Here is a 21,246-nt window from a genome sequence, read left to right on the forward strand (position 1 = left end):
CTGCGCCCTGCACTCACACCACGGAGGTGGCGGTGAACCTGAAGAAGGTCCTCACCTGGGTGGTCGTCGCCTTCGTCGTCTTCTACGTCATCCAGGCCCCGGAGTCCTCCGCGGAGCTGGTCCGCAACGCGGGCGAGGCGCTGGGCGACGCGGCCTCCTCCCTGGCCACGTTCGTCGGCTCCCTCGTCTGACGCGGTGGCCGACCCCGGCGGGCTGCCCACCCGCGCCGCGAAGGACGTCGGCAAGTACCTGCTCGACGACGAGGAGGCGGTCGTCGCGACCCGCCGGCACTGGGCGGTGCTCGTCGTCCCGACCGCCAAGTTCCTGCCGGTGTTCCTCGCCGGTGGCTGGCTGCTGGTGCTCGATCCCGACAACCGGGTCACCAGCACCGCCGGGATGCTGGTCGTCCTCGGCGCCCTCGTGCTGTACGCGGTGCGCATCGGCGAGTGGTGGATGCGGCACTTCATCGTCAGCCGCCGCCGGGTGCTGCTGACCTCCGGCCTGGTCGTCCGCACCGTCACGCTGCTCCCGCTGCGCCGGATCACCGACCTGACGTGGAAGGAGACGCTGTTCGGCCAGCTGCTCGGCTACGGCACCTTCCGCTTCGAGTCGGCCGGCCAGCAGCAGGCCCTGTCGGAGATCACCTTCCTGCCGCACGCCGGCGACCTGTACCGCCAGGTCAGCGGCCTGCTGTTCAGCAGCGACTGGGGCGCCGCGTCCGGTGGCGACGACGAGGGGAACCCCGAGTCGTCCTCGGGCGGGCCGGTCGCGACCGGTGGGCGCCGCGACACCGAGCCGATCCCCGGGCTGCCCCCGCGCACCCCGTGAGCCCGGGTCGCCGGGTGGCCGGCGGCCCGGTGCGGCAGGCTGACCGGTGATGCGGATCGACCTGCACACCCACTCCTCGGTGTCCGACGGCACCGACACCCCGGCCCAGCTGCTGACGGCGGCGCGCGCGGCCGGGCTCGACGTCGTCGCGCTCACCGACCACGACACGACGGCGGGCTGGGCGCAGGCGGCCGACGCGCGGCCCGCCGGCCTCACCGTGGTGCCCGGCATGGAGCTGTCCTGCCGGTGGTTCCCCGCCGACGCGCCGCCGATCAGCGTGCACCTGCTGGCCTACCTGTTCGACCCCCTGCACCCGGCCTTCGCCGCGGAGCGGGCCCGGCTGCGCGACGAGCGCCTCGGCCGCGCGGAGCGCATCGTCGCCGCCCTGGCCGCCGACGGGTACCCGGTGCTGTGGGAGGAGCTGGTCGCCCGCGCGGCCGGTGGGGTGGTGGGCCGCCCGCACGTGGCCGGGGCGCTGGTCCGAGCCGGCGTCGTCGGGTCGGTGGAGGAGGCGTTCGCCACCCTGCTGCACCACCGGAGCCCCTACTACGTCGCCAAGGCCGACACCGACGTCCGGGAGGGGATCGCCCTCGTGCGGGCCGCCGGAGGCGTGCCGGTGTTCGCCCACGGCCTGGCCACCGCCCGCGGCCGGACCGTGGGGGACGAGGCGCTCGCCGCGATGGCCACCGCGGGCATGCTCGGGCTGGAGGTCGACCACCCCGACCACACCGACGCGCAGCGGGCGCACCTGCGGGCGCTGGCGGCCGACCTCGGCCTGCTGGTCACCGGCTCCAGCGACTACCACGGCACGAACAAGCGGACGCCGATCGGCGCCTGCACCACCGACCCGGAGCAGTTCGAGCGGCTGCTCGCCGCCGGCACCGGGACGCCGGCGCTGCGGGGCTGAGCCGGCACCCCTCGGGGCGGCGCGGGGTCAGGCGGCCGACGCGTCGGCGACCCGCGCGAACCCGGCGCGCACGATCGGCGACCGGTACGCCCGCTCCGGCAGGGCCAGCAGCCCGGCCCGGAACGCCCGCAGACCGGCGGTCGCCGCGGCGTCGGTGAGCGCCAGCCCGGGCAGGGAGTACATCCGCCGGGCCCAGGCCGGCAGGGAGGCGAAGCAGAGACCCGCCAGCGAGCCCCACAGCGGGCGGGCGGGCGTCACCACCTGCAACCACCCGGGCATGGGCGGGAGGAACAGGTCGCGCACCCCCTTGATGGCCGCGGGCGTGACGGCGAGCGTCGGGCGGATCCGCTCCAGATAGGCGTCCAGCTCGGCCACCGACCTCGGCACCGACTCCAGCGGCACCCCCACGAGGTGGGCGAAGGCCAGCTGCTCGTCGACGTACCGGTCGGCGTCCTCGTCCGACAGCGCCAGGCCGGCGCGGCGCGCCGTCGACAGGATCGACTCGACCGCGCAGACGTGCACCCAGAGCAGCAGGTCCGGATCGTCGACCCGGTAGGCCCGCCCGGTCGTCTCCTCGACCCCCGACAGCTTCCGGTGGTAGCCGCGCACCCGGGCGGCCATGCGGCGGGCCTCGGTCCGGGTGCCGAAGACGACGGTCTCCATGTACTGGCCGGTGCGGGTCATCCGCATCCACCAGTCGTTCTTGAAGCCTTCGGAGTTGCGCGCCACGCCGTCCATGGCCACCGGGTGGAGGGCCTGGACCATGAGCGACCGCATCGCACCGAGGTGGTAGGCGGGATCGCCGTGGATCCGCCAGGTCACGCTGCCGGGGCCGAAGAAGCCGAGCCGGTCCTCCTCGGCGGTCCAGTCGTCGGGCGAGGGCAGCGGGGCCAGCCGGCTCATGACCGCACCGACGTCCAGAAGTCGCAGAGCACCTCGAGGGTCCGCGGTGGGTTCTCGACGGCGGGGGAGTGGATCGAGCTGTTGATGACCTCGTGCCGGGCGCCCAGGCGCTCGGCCATGTCGGCCTGCACGTGCGGCAGCCACGCGTCGTCGGCCTCCCCGTGCGCCACCAGCACCGGGACGCCGGTCGCCTTCAGCTCGGCCACCCGGTCCGGTTCGGCGAGCATCGCGTCGGCCATGCCGCGCAGCCCCGCCGGGGAGTTGCGGAGGAAGCGCCGGCCGTAGAACTCCCGGGTCGGGGCGGGCACGGCCTGGGCCGTGGGGTCGGTCATCGCCACCTGCTCGAGGGTCTGGTGCACCAGGGGCACCCCGCCGGCATCGAGCAGCGGGCCGAGGTGGTCCAGCAGGTCCGCGCGGCGGCCGGTCAGCCGGGACGGCCCGGAGCCCAGCAGGGTGAAGGTCGCGAACAGCTCCGGGTCGATGAGCACCGCCGCGCGGGTGACCAGCCCGCCGAAGCTGTGGCCGACCAGGTGCAGCGGCGTCCCGGACTCCTCGCGGAGCGCCCGGGCGACCGCGATGACGTCGCCGGCGAGGATCTCGACCGAGTACTCCGCCGGGTCGTCGGGGCCGGGGGACTCGTACTGCCCGCGCTGGTCCAGCGCCACGACCCGGTAACCGGCCTCGCACAGCGGCCGCAGCAGGGGCGCGAAGTCCTCCTTGCTGCCGGTGTAGCCGGCCACCATGAGCACCGTGCCGCTGCCGGCGTCGCCCCCGGTGTCGAGGGTGGACAGCGGTCCGGCGCCACCGGCGAAGGTGCGCGACCGGGCGTCGTGGTGGGCCAGCTGGCGCAGGTCGTCGGGAGCGATGGCGAGCGTCACGGACACGGCATCGGAGCCGCCGGGCAGGACCATGGTCCCCAGTGAACCTCGATCGTCGCGGACGTGCCGCGCCGGGGCGTCCCTCACCGGTAGCCGGTCACCCGATCGGCCAGGCGGAGCACCACCGCGGGGCCGAGGGCGGTCGCCGTCCCGCCCTCGGGGAGTCCCGGGACCGACCAGGTCGCGAGCTCGTCCCCGGAGCCGGCGTCCCGCTGCACGAACCCGGCGTCCGTCGGCACGGTGAGGGCCGGAGGGCCGTTCCCGTCCACCGGCTCGCCGGGCAGCCCGGTCGCCGGTGCGGTCCACCGCCGCTGCCCGGTGGCGGGGTCCAGCGCGGTCAGCGTGCCGTCGGCGGTGACGAGGACGGTGCCGCCGACGGCCGTCTGCTGCGCCGGCCGGCCGGCGTCGGCGGGCAGCGTCGTCAGCAGGGTGCCGTCCGCGGCGGTGACCAGCTGCACCTCGTCGCCGGCCTGCACCCCGACGAGGAGGTCGGCGTCCAGCAGCCGCACCTCGGCGCCGTCGGGCACCGGCAGCTCCCGGGTCCAGAGCTCGCCGCCGTCGGGGCTGTCCAGCAGCCGCAGCTGCGGATCGGGCGAGCCCGCGCACTGCTGCAGCAGCGCGACACCGGTGTCCCCGGGGGCGGAGGCCAGGAGCTCGCACCCCGACGGCGGGGCGTGCCGCCAGCGGGTGTTGTTGCCGACCGGGTCGAGCGCCACCAGCCCCGTGGGGCTGTGCGCGAGCACGGTGCCGCCGGTGGAGGAGAGCGTCGCATCGGGGCGGAAGTTCACGTTCCGCGTCCAGGAACGGACCCCGGTGCCGGCGTCGAGCCCGATCGCCTCGTCGCAGCGGTCCTCGGTGCGGAACACCGCGACCGCCACCCCGTCGCTGACGGTGAGCCCGCACAACCGGGCGTTGGCGCGCGTGTAGTGCCACGCCTCCTCGCCGGTCAGGGGGTCCAGCGCGCGCACCCCGTTCGCCGACCCGACCAGCACCCGGCTCGCCGCGACGACGTCGCCGGGAACCGGGTCGCCGGGCGCGGACCAGGCTGCGGAGACCGTTCCGGCCGGCGTCCCCGTGGGGACGCCGGTCGGAGGTGGTGCGGTGGTGCTGTCGGTGGCGGCCGCGTCGGAGCCACGCCAGAGCAGGGCGGCGACGACGGCCAGCGCGAGGGTGGCCGCCGTCCAGACCCAGACCCGCAGGGGCGGGCGCGACGCGACGGCCACCGGGGCTAGTCGGTGGCCGCGGCGCCGGCGTCCGAGGCGGGGGCACCGCCGCCGGAGTCCGAGCCGCCGCGACCGGCACCGCCGCGACGGCGACGACGGCGCGGCCTGCTGCCGCCGCCCTCGGGTGCCCCCTCGGCACCGGCCGGCGCCTCGGCGGACCCCGGCGAGGCCAGGCTGCCCTCGGCGGCCTGGCCGGAGCCGGCACCGCTCCGGGTGCGACGGCGGGGACGGCTCTTGCCGCCACCGGCTGCCTTCTCCTCGGTGGCGCCGCGGCCCTCGGCGGGGCCGCGGGAGTCGCGCCCGCCCGAGTCACCCCGGCCGGCCGGGCGGTTCCGCTTGCCGGTCTCGCCGAGGTCCTCGAGGGTCTCGGCCTCCAGCCCCTCGCGGGTGCGCTGGGAGCGGGGCAGCCGGCCCTTGGCGCCCTCGGGCACGTCCAGGTCGCTGTAGACCCACGGCGAGGTGGAGTAGGTCTCCGGCGGGTCGTCGAAGCCCAGGCCGAGCGCCTTGTTGATCAGCTGCCACCGGGGGATGTCGTCCCAGTCCACCAGGGTGACGGCGACGCCGGTGCTGCCGGCGCGGCCGGTGCGGCCGATCCGGTGCACGTAGGTCTTCTCGTCCTCGGGGCACTGGTAGTTCACGACGTGGCTGACGCCGGTCACGTCGATGCCGCGGGCGGCGACGTCGGTGGCGACGAGGACGTCGACCTTGCCGCTGCGGAAGGCGCGCAGCGCCTGCTCGCGCGCGCCCTGGCCGAGGTCGCCGTGCACGGCGGCGGCGGCGAAGCCGCGGTCGACCAGCTCGTCGGCGACCTTCTGCGCGGTGCGCTTGGTGCGGCAGAAGACCATGACCAGGCCGCGGTCGCGGGACTGCAGCACCCGGGACAGCAGCTCGGGCTTGTCCAGGTTGTGCGCCCGGTAGATGAACTGGGTGGTCTGCGGAACCGTCGAGCCCTCGTCGTTGCCGTGCGCCCGGATGTGCGTCGGCTGGGTCATGAACGACCGCGACAGGGTGACGATCGGGCCCGGCATCGTCGCCGAGAAGAGCATCGTCTGCCGCTTCTCCGGGACCATCGCGAGGATCCGCTCGATGTCGGGCAGGAAGCCCAGGTCGAGCATCTCGTCGGCCTCGTCCAGGACCAGGGCCTTGACCTTGCCCAGGATGAGGTCGCCGCGCTGCGCCAGGTCCAGCAGCCGGCCCGGGGTGCCGACGACGACCTCGACGCCGGCCTGCAGGGCGGCGATCTGCGGCTCGAAGGCGCGGCCGCCGTAGATGGCCTCCACGCGGATGCCGCGCTTCGTGCCGGCGGCGGCGAGGTCGCGGGCCACCTGCACGCAGAGCTCACGGGTGGGGACGACGACCAGCGCCTGCGGGACGCCGTCGCCACCTTCGGCCGGCGGCGTGACCCGCTGCAGCATCGGGACGCCGAAGCCCAGGGTCTTGCCGGTGCCGGTGCGCGCCTGGCCGATGAGGTCGTTGCCGGCCAGCGCGAGGGGGAGCGTGAGCTCCTGGATGGCGAAGGTGCGGTGGATGCCCACCTCGGCCAGCGCCGCGACGATGTCCGGGTGGACGTCGAAGTCGCTGAACAGCGGGCTGTCCGGCGCCACGGGCGCGCCGCCGAGCTCCTCGACGGACTGCTCGAGCTCCTCGGGGGCGGGCGCGCCGGTCTCCGCGCGGTCCAGCTCGGCGGCGGGGGCCGCGGCCGGGTCGACGGGGTTCGCGTCGGCGGGGTTCGGGTCGGTGGTGTTCGTGTCGGTGGAGGTCAGTGCTCTCGCCTCTGGTCGGCTGGGGGACCGGCGCCGGCGGCGGCGGTGCCGCCTCGCGCCTGTCCGCGGTCGGATGTCGCGGGATGAGTTCCAGCGCCGACGCGGCCAGCGGACCGGACGTCGAACTCGCCCGGGGGACGGCCACGGGGGCGTCGTCCAGCGATCGTCAGCGCACAGATACACGAGCGTGCCCGGAGGCTCGCCGGGTCCCATGCTAGCGCGGGTACCGGTTAGCCTCTCCGCGCCGCGCTCCCCGCTGTCGGCTGGATCACTCGTCAGGGGCACGCGCGCCCCGCTCCCGAGCGTCAGGAGATGCCGTGCCCCCGGTCGAGACCCCGGCCGTCGCCGACCTGCTCGGCGTGCTCGCGTACGCCGAGCTGACCGCCTTCGACCGGCTGGCCGAGGACGCCCGGATGGCGCCGACGCTGGCCGGTCACGCGGCCCTGGCCCGCATGGCCGCGGCCGAGATCGGCCACCACGCGCAGCTCGTCGCCCGGCTCACCGAGCTGGGCGTCGACCCGGCCGCCGCCATGGCGCCGTTCGTCTCGGCGCTGGACACCTTCCACGAGAGCACCCGGCCCAGCACCTGGCTGGAGGGGCTCGTCAAGGCCTACGTCGGCGACGGGCTGGCCACCGACTTCTACCGCGAGATCGCCGGCTTCCTCCCGGAGCCCGACCGCGGCCTCGTGCTCGGCGTGCTCGCCGACACCGGCTACGCCGACTTCGCCGTCCGGGAGGTCAGGGGGGCGATCGCGGCGGACCGGAAGGTCGCCGGACGGCTGGCGCTGTGGGGCCGCCGGCTGGTCGGGGAGGCGATGACCCGCTCCCAGGCGGTCATCGCCGAGCACGACCGGCTGGCCGAGCTGATCGTCTCGGGCACCGGCGACCTCTCGGGCATCGGGCGACTGATCGAGCGGATCACCCGGGCGCACACCGAGCGGATGAGGACCCTGGGCCTGAACCCGTGACGCGATGACATGGCGATCCTCCGGATCGCACCGCGGCCACGTGCCGTGCCCCTGCTGCGTGGAGCGCGTCCGTCCTGCCTGCGCGGGACCCTCCGGGCCCCACTCGGCACGACCGTGCGGTGACACTGCGATCCTCCGGATCGCACCGCGGCCAGGTGCCGTACCCCCGGTGCGTCGAGCGCGTCCGTCCTGCCTGCGCGGGACCCTCCGGGCCCCACTCGGCACGACCGAGCAGGTTCGTTCCCCCCGGTGCGCGAGCGCGTTCGTCGTGCCTGCGCGATGACATCGCGATCCTCCGGATCGCACCGCGGCCACGTGCCGTGCCCCTGTTGCGCGGAGCCCTTCCGTCGCGCCTGCGCGGACCCCTCCGGGGCCCACTCGGCACGACCGTGCAGAAAGGGGCGCTCCGCGCATCGCGGAACGCCCCTTTCCTTGGATCCTGGGTTCAGCTGCCGGTGCTGGCTCCGGCGATGAAGCCGACGCGGCGCTGGTCGGCCTGCGCGATCTCCACGTAGGCGATGCGGTCGACGGGGACGAGGACCTGGCGGCCCCGCTCGTCGATGAGGGTGAGCAGGCCGTCCTTGGTCGAGCCCGACATGGCCTTGGCCACCTCGGCCGCGATCTCGTCAGGTGTCTTGGGGCTGTCGATGACCAGCTCCCGTGGCGAGTGCTGGACGCCGATCTTTACTTCCACGTGGGCGATGCCTCCTCGGTTCGCGCGACTGGACCCAACGCTAGTCCAGGAGCGCCGGCGCGGTCCGGTCGAGCCGGTGCGCCGTCAGCGAACGCGGCCGGGGCGGGCCGGTGCCTCAGGAGGGCAGGGGGTCGCCGTCGACCCGGGGGAAGCCGGAGATGCCCCGCCAGGACAGCGCCGACATGAGGGAGACCGCCTCGTCACGGGAGACCGTGCCCTTGCGAGGCAGCCACCAACGGGCGCTCCGCTCGGCCAGCCCGGTCAGGCCCGAGGCCAGCAGCAGTGCCCGCTCGCGGTCCGCGCCGGTGTCGGCGGCGATGACGTCGGCGATCGCCTCGACGCAGAGCCGGGCGCCCCGGTCGACGATCGCCCGGACGTCCTCGTCGTTGCGCAGGTCGGACTCGAAGACCAGCCGGAACGCCTGGCCCTCGGCGTCGATGAAGTCGAAGTAGGCCCCGACGGCGCCGTCCACCCGGGTCCGGTTGTCGTCCGTGCCGCCCATCGCCTCGGCCACCCGGTCGGCCAGCCCGGAGACGTGCTCCTCCAGCAGCGCCAGGTACAGCTCGCGCTTGCCCGGGAAGTGCTGGTAGAGCACCGGCTTGCTCACCCCGGCGCGGACCGCGATGTCGTCCATGGCGGCGGCGTGGAAACCCTGCGCGACGAAGACGTCCTGGGCGGCGCGCAGCAGCTGCAGCCGGCGGGCGCTCCGGGGCAGTCGGGACGTGCGCCGGGTGGCTGCGGCGGGGCGTGAGGGCTGCATGGCACGGAGCACATTACCGGCGAGTTCCCGGCGAGCCGGACCTGCGCCGCCCGGCGTTACCGTCGACGACGATGTCCGACGCCCCGCTGTCCCCGACCCCCCTCCCGCCGCTGGCGGGTCCGCTGCCCCCGTGGCCGGGTGCCGACGTGCCGATCCGCAGCGGGACCGTCTTCGTCCGCCGCACTCCCTGGACCGGGCCGGCCGACGGTCAAGAGGTCGCCGGGGCACCGCGCGAGCGGGCGCTGTACGTGCACGGGCTCGGGGGCGCCTCGACCAACTGGACCGACCTGGCCGCCCTGCTCGCGGTCCGGTTCGACGGCTGGGCGGTGGACCTGCCCGGGTTCGGCCGGTCCGCCCCGCCCGCACGCGGGGGCTACTCCATCCGGAGCCACGTGCGCGCCGTCGTCGACGTCCTGGCGCACGTCGCGGACCAGCCGGGCGAGGGCGCGGGCCGGCCGGTGCACCTCGTCGGCAACTCCCTCGGCGGCCTGGTCAGCCTGCTCGTGGCCGCCCAGCGGCCCGACCTTGTCGCCACGCTGACGCTGGTGTCCCCGGCCATGCCGGTGTACCGGGTGCCCCCGGCGTTCAGCCGGGCGCTGCTGCTGCTCCTGGTGCCCGGCGTGCCGACGCTCGCCGAGCGACGGCTGGCCGCCGTGACCCCGGAGGCCAGCGTCCGGAACATGATCCGAGTCTGCTTCGGCGACCCCGCCGCGGTGCCGCCCGAGCGCATCGAGCAGGCCGTCCGGGAGATGCGCGAGCGCGCCGGGCAGCCCTGGGCCGACCGCGCGCTCGCCCGCAGCATGCGCGGACTGATCACCTCCTACCTGCGGCTCGGCCCGGCGAACGCCTGGCGGGCCGCCCGGAGCCTCCGCATGCCGACGCTGGTCCTGTGGGGCAGCCGGGACCGGCTCGTGGACCCGGCTCTCGCGCCGCGGCTGGCCGCCGCCGTGCCGGACGGCCGGTTGCTGCTCCTCGACGGCGTCGGGCACGTCGCGATGCTGGAGGCGGCAGAGCCGACGGCCCGGGCGGTGCTCGCGCTCGCGGAGGGCCGCACCGGCGACGAGCTCGTGGCGTTCCCGCCGGCTGTCGCCGACACGCCACGCAGCGTGAGACCCTGAGCCACCGGGGCTGGATGACGAGTCAGGAGGGGGACCGGTGAGCGGACGCCCGGCCGATGGCCGCCCGACGGCGCCGCCGCGTCCCCTGGTCGCCCGCGTCGAGCCCCGCCCGCCGGTCCGCCCGCGCCAGATCCGGCCGCCGGAGGGGCGGGTCCGCCGGTTCACCCGGCGCTACGGCTGGCGGGCGTACGCCATTCCCTTGCTGACCCTCGCCACCATCGCCGTACTGGTGGACCTGGTGCTGCACCGGCCCGTCCCGTCGGCGACGGCCGAGCCGGCTCCGGCGTCGGCTCCCGCACCGGTGACCTCCGAACCCGAACCGGCACCGACCGGCACCGTCCCGCCCGCCGAGGGGGACGCCGGCCCGTCCGAGCCGGCCGCGCCGGCGGCGGTCGCCGAGCAGTACGTCGAGCAGGGGGCCGGCACCCTGTCGGTCGTCGACAGCACCTCCGACGTGCTGGGCAGCGGCCCGCTGCAGCGCTTCGCCGTCGAGGTGGAGGACGGCATCGGCGTCGACGGCGCGGCCTTCGCCGACGCGGTGACCGCGACGCTGGGGGATCCGCGGTCGTGGGGCAGCGGCGGCCGGATGTCCTTCCAGCGCGTGGGGGCCGGCGCGGAGTACGACTTCAAGGTCAGCCTGGTCAGCCCGGGCAGCATGGAGACCTACTGCCCCGGTGTGGGCACGGGGGGCTACACCTCCTGCCGGTACGGCGAGCGGGCGGTCATCAACCTCGCCCGCTGGGCCACCGCCGTCCCGCACTACGACGGCGACATCGCGACCTACCGCCAGTACGTGGTGAACCACGAGGTCGGTCACGCGCTGGGCAACGGCCACGTCGGCTGTCCGGGGCCGGGGCAGCCGGCACCGGTCATGGTCCAGCAGACGCTGGGCCTGGACGGCTGCGTCAAGAACGCCTGGCCGTATCCCTGACGGTGCGGCGGCGCCCGACCCCGGGCGTCCCCGGCCGAGGGGGGCGCGGACCGCGCGGGGCGGGAACAGCCCGGGCTGGCACGCTGTTGTCGCACACGATCGCCGGCCTCGCGGGGCCGCCGTCCGCGACGTGAAGGAGCAAGCGTGACCCTGCCACCCCTGGTGGAGCCCGCCGCCGACCTCTCCATCGAGGAGGTCCGCCGGTACAGCCGCCACTTGATCATCCCCGACGTCGGGATGGACGGTCAGAAGCGGCTGAAGAACGCCAAGGTGCTCGCCGTGGGCGCCGGCGGCCTCGGCTCGCCCGTGCTCATGTACCTGGCCGCGGCCGGCGTCGGCACGCTGGGCATCGTCGAGTTCGACACCGTCGACGAGTCGAACCTGCAGCGCCAGATCATCCACGGGCAGTCCGACGTCGGCCGGTCCAAGGCCGAGAGCGCGCGCGACTCCATCAAGGAGATCAACCCGCTCATCGACGTCCGGCTGCACGAGACGCGGCTGGACAGCGAGAACGTGCTGGACATCTTCCGCGAGTACGACCTGATCGTCGACGGCACCGACAACTTCGCCACGCGCTACCTGGTCAACGACGCCTGCGTGCTGCTCGACAAGCCTTACGTGTGGGGCTCGATCTACCGGTTCGACGGCCAGGTGTCGGTCTTCTGGAACGAGCACGGCCCGAACTACCGCGATCTCTACCCGGTGCCCCCGCCGCCCGGCATGGTCCCGAGCTGCGCCGAGGGCGGCGTGCTCGGCGTCCTGTGCGCCACGGCCGGCGCCATCCAGGCCACCGAGGCGGTCAAGCTGATCACCGGCATCGGCGAGACCCTGCTGGGCCGGCTGATGGTCTACGACGCCCTGGAGATGACCTTCCGCACGATCAAGGTGCGCAAGGACCCCGAGGGCGAGCCGATCACCGGGCTCATCGACTACGAGGCGTTCTGCGGCGTGGTCTCCGAGGAGGCCCAGGAGGCGGCCGCGGGCTCGACGATCACCGTCGACGAGCTCAAGGACATGATGGACGCCGGCAAGGACTTCGAGCTGATCGACGTCCGCGAGCCCAACGAGTACGAGATCGTCTCGATCCCGGGCGCGAAGCTGATCCCCAAGGACGAGATCCTCTCCGGCCGCAAGCTCTCGGAGCTGCCGCAGGACAGGCCGATCGTGCTGCACTGCAAGACCGGTGTGCGCTCGGCCGAGGTCCTCGCCGCGGTCAAGAACGCCGGCTTCAAGGACGCCGTGCACGTGCAGGGCGGCGTCACGGCGTGGGCCACCCGCATCGACAAGGCGCTGCCCACGTACTGAGCAGGGACCTCGTCCCTCGAGTGCCTCACCAGGGCCCGGCCCGTCTCTCCTCGGGGAGGCGGGCCGGGCCCTCGGCATGTTCACTTCTCCCATGTCCGACTTCTCGCCCGTGGAGCTGCTCGAGCTCTTCCAGCGGGCCCAGAACCAGTTCACCGACCGGGTCGACGCGGTGGAGCCCGACCGCTGGGAGGACCAGGCCCTCCCCGAGTGGACGGTCGCCGATCTGGTGGCGCACCTGGTCAGCGAACAGCTGTGGGTGCCGCCGCTGATGGCCGGCGAGCCCTACGCCGAGGGCCGCTTCCCGGACGAGACCAGCGACCTGCTCGGCAACGACCCGCTGCTCGGCTGGGAGTCCGCGGCCGACGGCGCGCTCTCGGCGTTCGCCGAGGACGAGGGCCTGGTCCGGACGGTGCACCTGTCCCGGGGGCCCACGCCCAGCGCCGAGTACATCTTCGAGATGACCACCGATCTCACCGTGCACGCCTGGGACCTGGCGCACGCCACCGGCGGTGACACCGAGCTCGACGGCGAGCTGGTGACGGCGGCGCTGGTCTACGCCGAACGGCTGCCGGAGGACGGCGTGCCCGGCGTGTTCGGCCCGCCGCTGGACGTCTCCGCCGCAGCGGATCCGCAGACCCGGCTGCTGGCGCGGTTCGGCCGCAAGGCCACCTGACCGCCGCGGTCCTCGTCCCGCAGGCGGACGTCCGCGCCACGGATGCCCGCCCGGCGGCCGGCGCTTGCCATGATCTGCCGGTGGCCGGCACCCCCTCCGCCAGCGATCCCGCCCTCGACGTCGACGAGGCGGTGTTCGACGTGGTCGAGCAGATCCCGCCGGGCCGGGTGAGCACCTACGGGGCGATCGGCCGGATCGTGGGCGTCGGCCCGCGCCGGGTCGCCCGCGCGCTGGCGCAGGGTGGGGCCGCGGTGCCCTGGCACCGGGTCCTGCGGGCGGACGGCTCGGCGGCCGAGCCCGTGCGGGTGCGGCAGCTGGAGCTGCTGGCCGGCGAGGGCGTGCCCGTGCGCAACGGGAGGGTCGTGCTGGCGGCGGTCGGCTGGCCGGACCGCGCCGGGGAGTAGCACCGCGGGATGACGCCGGCGCCGCCCAGGATCGACCCGTGGGGCGATGTGCGGGGTGACCTCGGCGGCGTGGACTGACAGGGTGCTGACGTCGACCCCGGAGAGATCCGTGCCCCCTGTCGGAGAACCCGCCCGCCGAAGGCCCCGCCGAGCCGTCCGGTGGCTCCGCCGCGGTGGCCGCGTGCTGGCCGTCCTGCTGATCGTGCTGACGGCCGGCGTCGCCGTCCTCTGGGCGGCGACGCCCGGGGTGGACGACGCCCGGCAGCGGGTGGCCGAGCGGGTGGCCGAGCACGGCGGCATCCCGCTGGCGGGCGATGCGCCACCCCGGATCGCCGCCGCCCTGCTGGCCACCGAGGACAGCCACTTCCACGACCACCCCGGCGTCGACTGGCGCGGCGTCCTGCGGGCGCCCCTCGGCCTGCTGACGGGTGAGGACCAGGGCGGGTCGACCCTGCACCAGCAGCTGGCCCGGATCCTGTACGAGGACGGCGCGACCGACCCGGCGGCCAAGGCCCGCGCGGTGGTCCTGGCCGTCAAGGTGGACCGGGAGTGGAGCGACACGGAGATCCTGCGGATGTACCTCGACGCCGCCTACTTCGGGCACGGCTTCTACGGCGTCGGCAGCGCGGCGCAGGGCTACTTCGGGCTGCCCCCGGAGGAGCTGGACTGGGCGCAGGCGACGGTGCTCGTCGGCCTCGTGCAGGCGCCCAGTGCCTACGACCCGTTCCGCTCTCCCGACCTGGCCGCGGCCCGCCAGGAGCACGTCCTCGGCCGCCTGGTCGCGGTCGGCGTCCTCGACCGGGCGGAGGCCGACGACATCGCGGCCCGGCCGTGGGGACTGGTCGGGGGGAGCTGACCGCCGGCCCGCATTGCCGGCACGTGTCCGGCAACCCCGTGCGAACCAGTTCGCCGCGCCACCTTCAGTTCCCGGCCGTCCGTGCCGATCCGAGGGCATGAACACGATGGCGTGCCGGGCGGTCGCCCAGGCCGGGCTGATGGCTGGAACCGCGTCGCTGGACCGCGAGCAGGCGTGGCCGCTGCTCCTCGTCGCCGGCTGGCTGACCACCGCGACCGATCTGATGCTCGAGCAGTCGCTGCTGGACTCGCTGGCCTGATCCCGGGCGGGCGCGCCCACGCGCCCGCGCCGGATCGTCGTACCCCCGTGCTTCCATCGGGGGGTGGCACAGCACGGCGGTGAGAGCGGTCCGGTCTACCGGCTGCTGCCGGGGGAGCCGCCGCGCACCACGGCGCCGCGGCTCGACCCGACGCAGCAGGCGGTCGTCGACCACGCCGGGGGGCCGCTGCTGGTGCTCGCCGGCCCCGGCACCGGGAAGACCACCACGATCGTCGAGGCCGTCGCCCGCCGGATCGACACCGGGATCGATCCCGAGCAGATCCTGGTCCTGACCTTCAGCCGCAAGGCCGCTGCCGAGCTGCGCACCCGAATCACCGCCCGGGTGGCCCGCACCATCCGTGAGCCGCTGGCCCGCACCTTCCACTCCTACGCCTACGGCGTGCTGCGCCGCGCCGCCGTGCTGCGCGGCGACCCGCCGCCGCGCCTGCTCACCGCCGCCGAGCAGGACGCGGTCGTCGCCGAGCTGCTGCGCGGCGACGCCGAGGGCGTGGGCACCGTGCGCTGGCCCGCCGACCTCGCGCCGGCGCTGGGCACCGAGGGGTTCCGGGCGGAGCTGCGCGAGCTGCTGCTGCGCGCGACGGAGCGGGGGGTCGGCCCCGCGCGGCTGGCCGCCTGGGGCCGCGAGACCGGCCGCGAGCACTGGGTGCACGCCGCCGCGTTCCAGCAGCAGTACGAGAACGTCAGCGACTTCTGGGTCGCCTCCCGCGGGGACGCCTCCGGGTACGACCCGGCGGAGCTGGTCCGCCAGGCCATCCTCGAGCTGAGCGAGGACCCGGAGCTGCTCCGCCAGGAGCGCGAGCGGGCCAGCTGGCTGTTCGTCGACGAGTACCAGGACACCGATCCGGCGCAGGTCGAGCTGCTGGCGCTGCTCGCCGGGGGCGGCGGCAACCTGGTCGCGGTCGGCGACCCGGACCAGTCCATCTACGCCTTCCGCGGGGCCGAGCCCCGCGGCATCGTGGAGTTCCCCGACCGGTTCCGGCACACCGACGGCCGCGCGGCCGACCGGGTCTCGCTGGGCGTCTGCCGGCGGTCGGGGGAGGAGCTGCTGCGGATCAGCCGGCGGGTGGCCGAGGGGCTGCCCGGCCCCTGGGAGCACCGCCGGTTGGCGGCGGGGGAGTCGACGCCCCCCGGCGAGGCGGAGGTGCACGTCTTCGGTTCGGCCGCGGTCGAGGCGGTCTACGTCGCCGACGTGCTGCGCCGGGCGCACCTGCTCGACGGCGTGCCGTGGTCGCAGATGGCGGTGGTCGTGCGGACGGCCGGGGTGCTCGGGCCGTTCCGCCGGGCGCTGGCGTCCGCCGGCGTGCCGGTCACCGTCTCCACCGACGACCTGCCGCTGGCCGCGCAGCCCGCGGTGGCCCCGTTGCTGCACGCGCTCACGGCGCTGCTCCCGCGTCCCGACGGCGAGCCGACCGGTCTCGACGAGCCGGGAGCCGAGGCGCTGCTGGCCTCTCCGCTGGGCGGCGCCACCGTCCTGGACCTCCGCCGGCTGCGCCGTGCGGTACGGGTGGCCCAGGCCCAGCGGGGCGTCGACGCCGCCGAGCGGGGAACTCCGCTGGCCGACGCGCTCACCGACGAGGCGCTGCTCGAGGCGCTGCCCGAGCAGCTGGCCCGGCCGGCCGCGCGGGTGGCGGCGGTGATGGCCGCCGGCCGGCTAGCGCTGGCGCAGGACGGCACCGCGGAGGACGTGCTGTGGGCGATGTGGCAGCGCAGCGGGCTGGGCGCCCGCTGGGCGCGGGCCAGCGCCGCCGGCGGTCCGCCGGGAGCCGTCGCCGACCGCGACCTGGACGCCGTCGTCGCGCTGTTCGACGCCGCCGCGGGGTTCGTCGACCGGCTGCCGTCGGCCGACGTCCGGGCGTTCGTCGCCCACCTGTCGGCACAGGAGCTGCCCGGTGACACCGGCGCCGCCCGGGGGGCCGCCGGCGAGACGGTCCGGCTGCTCACCGCGCACGCCGCGAAGGGCCTGGAGTGGGACGTGGTGTGCGTCTCCGGCGTGCAGGAGGGCGTGTGGCCCGACCTCCGCGAGCGGGCGTCGCTGCTCGGCGCGGAGGTGCTGGTCGAGAAGGCCGCAGGGCTCGACGCCGCGGGCACCGACCGCCGCACGCTGGCCCTGGCCGAGGAGCGCCGGCTGTTCTACGTCGCCACCACCCGCGCCCGGCGGCGGCTCGTCGTCACCGCCATCGAGGGGGCGCTGGACAGCGCGGACGCCGGCGCCACCGCCTCCCGGTTCCTCGACCTGGTCGAGCCACCCTCCGCCGACGGCCGTCCGCTCACCGAGCTGCCCCGGGCGCTCACCCTGCCCGCGCTGGTCGCCGAGCTGCGCCGGGCGGTCACCGATCCGCAGACGCCCCCGGCCCGCCGTGCCCCGGCTGCGGCGCTGCTCCGCCGGCTGGCCGACGAGGGCGTGGCCGGCGCCGCGCCCGCCCGCTGGTGGGGCCTCGCCCCGCTGTCGGACGACGCGCCGCTGGTGCCGGAGGAGGAGCCGGTGCGCGTGCGTCCCTCGGCCATCGAGACCTTCCAGCGCTGCCCGCTGCGCTGGGTGCTGGGCGCGGTCGGCGCCGAGGCCTCGCCGGACGCCACCCGCACCGTCGGGACGGCGGTGCACGCGGTCGCCCAGCAGGTCGCCGAGGGGCTGCCGCCGGCCGACGCGCGGGCGGTGCTGGACGGCGAGCTGGACCAGCTCGACCTCGGCCCCGGCTGGGCCGACCAGCGGCAGCGCGTCCAGGCCCAGGACATGCTCGACCGCTTCCTCCGCTGGCACGCCGCCAACGGCCGGGAGCTGCTCAGCGCCGAGGGGAACGTCGACGTCGTGATCGGCCGGGCGCGCATCCGTGGGCAGGTGGACCGGCTCGAGCGGGACGCCGAGGGGCGGCTGGTCGTCGTCGACCTCAAGACCGGGAAGACGGCGGCCAAGAACACCGAGGAGCACGGCCAGCTCGCCGCCTACCAGGTGGCGATCGCCGCCGGCGGGTTCGCCGAGCACGGCACCGTGCCCGGCGGCGCCGCGCTGCTCCAGGTCGGCACCGGCGCCAAGGCCAAGGAGCAGCACCAGGAGCCGCTGCCCGCCGACGTGCCGCTGGACCAGACCTGGGCCGGGCAGCTGGTGGCCGAGGTCGGCGAGGGGATGGGCGCCGGCACGTTCGAGGTGCGCACCGGCAGCCACTGCGCGCGGTGCCCCGCCCGGCGCAGCTGCCCGCTGCAGGAGCGCGGACGGCAGGTGACCGGATGACCCACGACGGGCAGCTGTCCTTCGACGACCTGCTGGCGGAGGCCCCGGCGGCGCCGCAGGAGCCCCGCCGGCTGCTGACGCCGGCAGAGGTGGCCGAGCGCTGCGGGCTCTCCTACGCGCCGTCGGACGAGCAGGCCGGCGTCGTCCGCGCGCCCACCGACCGGCCGCTGGTGGTCGTCGCCGGCGCCGGCTCGGGCAAGACCGAGACCATGGCAGCGCGGGTGTCCTACCTGGTCGCCAACCGGATCGTGGAGCCCGAGGCGATCCTCGGCCTCACCTTCACCCGCAAGGCCGCCAGCGAGCTCAACGAGCGGATCCGGCTCCGCCTGGGGGCGCTGGCCCGGCACCCGTCCACCGAGGACGACCTCCGCGAGCGCCTGGCCATCGCCCAGCCGACGGTCTCGACCTACCACGGGTACGCGGCGTCGCTCGTGGCCGAGCACGGGCTGCGGATCGGGGTGGAGCCCGGCGCCGGCGTCCTCGGGCCGGCCATGTGCTGGGGCCAGGCGACGACGGCGGTGGCCGCCTGGACCGGCGACATGTCCGACGTGCCGCTGTCGCTGCTCACCACGGTCGAGGACGTGCTGGCACTGGCCGCCGAGATGGGGGAGCACGACGTCACCCCGGCGGCGCTGCGCGCCTGGACGGCGCGGCTGGAGGCGCAGATCGCGGGATACGCGGACGCGCCGAAGAAGAAGGGGCCCTACGCCGCGGTGACCGAGCTGCTGGCCCGCCAGCGGGCCCGCGTGGCGCTGCTGCCGCTGGTCGAGGCGTTCGAGGCCCGCAAGCGGGCGATGGGCTCCATCGACTACGCCGACCAGGTGTCCTACGCCGCGCGGATCGCCGTCGCCTCGCCCGAGGTGGGGCGCCGCGAGCGCGCGCGCTGGCAGGTGGTGCTGCTGGACGAGTACCAGGACACCAGCGTCGGGCAGCTCCGGATGCTCGAAGCGCTCTTCGGCGGGGACAGCGGCCATCCGGTGCTGGCCGTCGGCGACCCCCGCCAGTCGATCTACGGCTGGCGCGGCGCGTCCGCGGGCACGATCGAGCGGTTCGCCCGCACCTTTCCCGGGCGCCCCGGCCGGGGCGCGCAGCGGCTGACGCTGGCCACCAGCTGGCGCAACGACGAGGCGGTGCTCGCCGTGGCCAACGCCGTCTCGGCGATGCTGCCGGAGCCGGCCCAGCCACTGCCCGACCTGGCGCCTGCACCGACGGCGGGCCGCGGCGCGGTCACCGTCGGGCTGTACGACACCGTGGCCGACGAGACGGCGGCGCTGGCCGACCGGTTCGCGCGTGCGTGGTACTCGGGTGTGGAAGCCGCTCGTCCCGAGTGGGCCCCGGAGGGGTCCGCGCAGGGGCGACGCAGCGGCTCCACGCAATCAGGGGACGGCACCTGGCCGCGGTGCGGTCCGGAGGACCGCGATGTCATGGCCCCGGAGGGGTCCGCGCAGGGACGACGCAGTGGCTCCGCCGAGCAGGGGGACGGCACCTGGCCGCGGTGCGGTCCGGAGGACCGCGATGCAATGCAGCACCCGTCGATGGCTGTCCTGGTGCGCACCCGGAAGCAGCTGCCGGGCATCGCCGCCGCGCTGCGCGAGCGCGGCCTGCCCGTCGAGGTGGTGGGGCTGGGCGGGCTGCTCGAGGTGCCCGAGGTGTCCGACGTGGTGGCCACGCTGACGGTGCTGGTCGACCCCACCGCCGGGGACGCGATGGGCCGGCTGCTCACCGGTGCCCGGTGGCGGATCGGGCCGCGCGACCTCGCTGCGCTGGAGGCGCGCGCCCGGGCGCTGGTGCGCTCCCGCCGCCCCGCCCGCCCGGACGAGGGCGGGCAGCCGACAGAGGGGCCGGGGGCCGTCGAGCCGCCGCAGGAGCGCGGCAGCATCGTCGAGGCGCTGGACGACCTCGGCGACGCCGCGCAGTACTCGCCCACCGGCTACCGGCGGCTGCGCCGGCTGGGCGGCGAACTGGCCCACCTCCGCACGCGGATCGGCGACTCGCTGCCCGACCTGGTCGACGAGGTGGCCCGCACGCTCGGGCTGGAGACCGAGCTGGCCAGCGCGCCCGGAGTCAGCCCGGCCGGTGCGCGGGCGCACCTGGACGCCCTCCACGGCGTCGCCGCGGAGTTCACCGAGCTGGCCGAGCTGCCCTCGCTGCCGGCGTTCCTGGGCTACCTGCGGGACGCCGAGGAGCGCGAGCGGGGGCTGGAACCCGGCGAGGTCGCGGTCAACCGGGAGGCGGTGCAGCTGCTCACCGGCCACTCGGCCAAGGGGCTGGAGTGGGACGTCGTCGCCGTGCCCGGGATGACCGTCGACCAGTTCCCCGCGCGCAGCAACGCCAGCGACTCCTGGATCAAGGACCCGGGCGCCGTCCCGGTCGACCTCCGTCTCACCGACCGCGCCGAGCTGCCGCAGCTGCGGCTGCCGGTGCCCGGCTCGGGTGACCAGGCAGCGGTGCGCGACGCCCTGGAGGACTACGTCCAGGAGTGGAAGGACTTCGGCCGCGACGAGGAGATCCGGCTCGGCTACGTCGCCGTCACCCGCGCCAAGCGGCTGCTGCTGTGCTCGGGCAGCTGGTGGCGCGACGGGGTCCGGCCGTGCGGGCCGTCGTCCCTGCTGCACACCGCGAAGGAGGCGTGCGAGGCCGGTGCCGGCACCGTCGTGCAGTGGGCAGCCGCACCGGAGGACGGCGCCACCAACCCGGCGCTGGAGGAGTGGCCGGTCGGGGTGTGGCCGGCCGACCCGCTGTCGGAGCCGCGCCGTCGGGCGCTGACCGCCGCCGCCCAGCTGGTCGAGGGCGCTGCCCCGCACCCGCTGGACCCCGACCTGGTGCTCGGCGAGCCGGACGAGCTGGTGGCCTCGTGGGTGCGCGACGCCGACCTGCTGCTCCGCGAGCGCGCCGCCGCGGCCCGCCCGACCGTCGAGGTGCCGCTGCCCTCGCACCTGTCGGTGTCGGCGCTGGTCACGCTGCGCCGGGATCCGGGCGAGCTGGCCCGGAGGCTGCGCCGGCCGATGCCCGCCGCGCCCGCTCCGCAGGCGCGCCGGGGCACCGCCTTCCACGCCTGGCTGGAGGAGCGGTTCGGCGCGGCGCGGCTGGTCGACCTCGACGAGCTGCCCGGCTCCGGTGACGAGCTGGCCGCGCCCGACGACCAGCTCGACGAGCTGCGGGAGGCGTTCCTGGCCAGCGAGTGGGCCGACCGGCAGCCCACCGAGGTGGAGGTGCCGTTCGAGACACCGCTGGGTCCGCTGACCCTCCGGGGGCGCATCGACGCGGTGTTCCAGCGCGAGGACGGCGGCTACGAGGTCATCGACTGGAAGACCGGCCCGCCGCCGTCCGGAGCGGAGCTGGCCGCGGTCGGCGTGCAGCTGGCCGCCTACCGGCTGGGCTGGTCCCGGCTGACCGGGGTGCCGGTGGAGCAGGTCAGCGCCGGCTTCCACCACGTGGCCGCCGAGGAGACGATCCGCCCCGTCGACCTGCTCGACGAGGCCGGCCTGCTGGCCCTGGTGACCGGGACCGGCTGACCGGCCCCCGCGCGC

19 protein-coding genes are annotated in these 21,246 nt (G+C 75.9%); 13 read left to right on the forward strand and 6 right to left on the reverse strand.

Features of this window, described 5'->3' with window-relative positions:
* The first annotated feature begins 32 nt into the window (after positions 1–32).
* From BD833_RS04770 to BD833_RS04780, 3 genes are read left to right on the forward strand one after another with little or no spacing between them, the layout of a single operon-like run.
* A complete protein-coding gene (locus BD833_RS04770; protein WP_166531959.1) occupies positions 33–191 on the forward strand; it encodes a hypothetical protein in 159 nt (52 codons plus the stop codon).
* 4 nt (positions 192–195) lie between these two features.
* Positions 196–828, forward strand: coding sequence for a PH domain-containing protein (locus BD833_RS04775; RefSeq protein ID WP_166531960.1), 633 nt, complete (start codon positions 196–198; stop codon positions 826–828).
* 49 nt (positions 829–877) lie between these two features.
* Positions 878–1,735, forward strand: a complete 858-nt coding sequence (locus BD833_RS04780) for a PHP domain-containing protein (protein WP_166531961.1) — start codon at positions 878–880, stop codon at positions 1,733–1,735.
* A 27-nt stretch (positions 1,736–1,762) separates the two neighbouring features.
* On the opposite strand, the gene BD833_RS04785 is transcribed toward BD833_RS04780, so the two are convergent.
* The 4 genes from BD833_RS04785 to BD833_RS04800 all read right to left on the reverse strand — a co-directional run bounded on the left by BD833_RS04785 (position 1,763) and on the right by BD833_RS04800 (position 6,343).
* Positions 1,763–2,638: an oxygenase MpaB family protein gene (locus BD833_RS04785; RefSeq protein ID WP_243737447.1), complete on the reverse strand. Its 876-nt coding sequence runs from the start codon at positions 2,636–2,638 to the stop codon at positions 1,763–1,765.
* Positions 2,635–3,516, reverse strand: coding sequence for an alpha/beta fold hydrolase (locus BD833_RS04790; protein WP_243737448.1), 882 nt, complete (start codon positions 3,514–3,516; stop codon positions 2,635–2,637). The genes BD833_RS04785 and BD833_RS04790 overlap by 4 nt, the downstream gene beginning before the upstream one ends.
* An 83-nt stretch (positions 3,517–3,599) precedes the next feature.
* Entirely contained in the window at positions 3,600–4,739 is a 1,140-nt protein-coding gene (locus tag BD833_RS04795) for an outer membrane protein assembly factor BamB family protein (protein ID WP_166531963.1), read from the reverse strand.
* 5 nt (positions 4,740–4,744) lie between these two features.
* Positions 4,745–6,343, reverse strand: coding sequence for a DEAD/DEAH box helicase (locus BD833_RS04800; protein WP_166531964.1), 1,599 nt, complete (start codon positions 6,341–6,343; stop codon positions 4,745–4,747).
* A gap of 476 nt (positions 6,344–6,819) precedes the next feature.
* Between BD833_RS04800 and BD833_RS04805 the strand changes: the two genes are divergently transcribed.
* Positions 6,820–7,470, forward strand: coding sequence for a ferritin-like fold-containing protein (locus BD833_RS04805; protein WP_208092331.1), 651 nt, complete (start codon positions 6,820–6,822; stop codon positions 7,468–7,470).
* A 445-nt stretch (positions 7,471–7,915) separates the two neighbouring features.
* On the opposite strand, the gene BD833_RS04810 is transcribed toward BD833_RS04805, so the two are convergent.
* Both BD833_RS04810 and BD833_RS04815 read right to left on the reverse strand, forming a co-directional pair.
* Complete coding sequence (locus BD833_RS04810) at positions 7,916–8,164, reverse strand: DUF3107 domain-containing protein (RefSeq protein WP_166531965.1); 249 nt, start codon at positions 8,162–8,164, stop codon at positions 7,916–7,918.
* 115 nt (positions 8,165–8,279) lie between these two features.
* Positions 8,280–8,924, reverse strand: a complete 645-nt coding sequence (locus tag BD833_RS04815) for a TetR/AcrR family transcriptional regulator (protein WP_166531966.1) — start codon at positions 8,922–8,924, stop codon at positions 8,280–8,282.
* Between the two features lie 71 nt (positions 8,925–8,995).
* On the opposite strand from BD833_RS04815, the gene BD833_RS04820 reads away from it, so the two are divergent.
* From BD833_RS04820 to BD833_RS04860, 9 genes are all read left to right on the forward strand, one after another.
* Positions 8,996–10,042, forward strand: a complete 1,047-nt coding sequence (locus BD833_RS04820; protein ID WP_166531967.1) for an alpha/beta fold hydrolase — start codon at positions 8,996–8,998, stop codon at positions 10,040–10,042.
* Positions 10,043–10,079: 37 nt separating this feature from the next.
* Positions 10,080–10,973 (forward strand): DUF3152 domain-containing protein, encoded by an 894-nt coding sequence (locus BD833_RS04825; RefSeq protein WP_166531968.1) that lies wholly within the window; start codon positions 10,080–10,082, stop codon positions 10,971–10,973.
* A 144-nt stretch (positions 10,974–11,117) separates the two neighbouring features.
* A complete protein-coding gene (moeZ, locus tag BD833_RS04830; protein WP_166531969.1) occupies positions 11,118–12,278 on the forward strand; it encodes an adenylyltransferase/sulfurtransferase MoeZ in 1,161 nt (386 codons plus the stop codon).
* A gap of 91 nt (positions 12,279–12,369) precedes the next feature.
* Complete coding sequence (locus tag BD833_RS04835; RefSeq protein WP_166531970.1) at positions 12,370–12,951, forward strand: TIGR03086 family metal-binding protein; 582 nt, start codon at positions 12,370–12,372, stop codon at positions 12,949–12,951.
* An 80-nt stretch (positions 12,952–13,031) separates the two neighbouring features.
* Positions 13,032–13,355, forward strand: a complete 324-nt coding sequence (locus BD833_RS04840; RefSeq protein ID WP_166531971.1) for an MGMT family protein — start codon at positions 13,032–13,034, stop codon at positions 13,353–13,355.
* Between the two features lie 181 nt (positions 13,356–13,536).
* Complete coding sequence (locus BD833_RS04845; RefSeq protein ID WP_166531972.1) at positions 13,537–14,211, forward strand: biosynthetic peptidoglycan transglycosylase; 675 nt, start codon at positions 13,537–13,539, stop codon at positions 14,209–14,211.
* Between the two features lie 97 nt (positions 14,212–14,308).
* Positions 14,309–14,470 (forward strand): hypothetical protein, encoded by a 162-nt coding sequence (locus tag BD833_RS04850; protein ID WP_166531633.1) that lies wholly within the window; start codon positions 14,309–14,311, stop codon positions 14,468–14,470.
* A 63-nt stretch (positions 14,471–14,533) separates the two neighbouring features.
* Positions 14,534–17,716 (forward strand): ATP-dependent helicase, encoded by a 3,183-nt coding sequence (locus BD833_RS04855; RefSeq protein ID WP_243737449.1) that lies wholly within the window; start codon positions 14,534–14,536, stop codon positions 17,714–17,716.
* Positions 17,713–21,231: an ATP-dependent helicase gene (locus BD833_RS04860; RefSeq protein ID WP_166531973.1), complete on the forward strand. Its 3,519-nt coding sequence runs from the start codon at positions 17,713–17,715 to the stop codon at positions 21,229–21,231. Before BD833_RS04855 ends, BD833_RS04860 begins: the two co-directional genes overlap by 4 nt.
* Positions 21,232–21,246: the final 15 nt, after the last annotated feature.

This window comes from Blastococcus xanthinilyticus (assembly GCF_008124835.1).
GTDB classification, from domain to species: domain Bacteria; phylum Actinomycetota; class Actinomycetes; order Mycobacteriales; family Geodermatophilaceae; genus Blastococcus; species Blastococcus xanthinilyticus.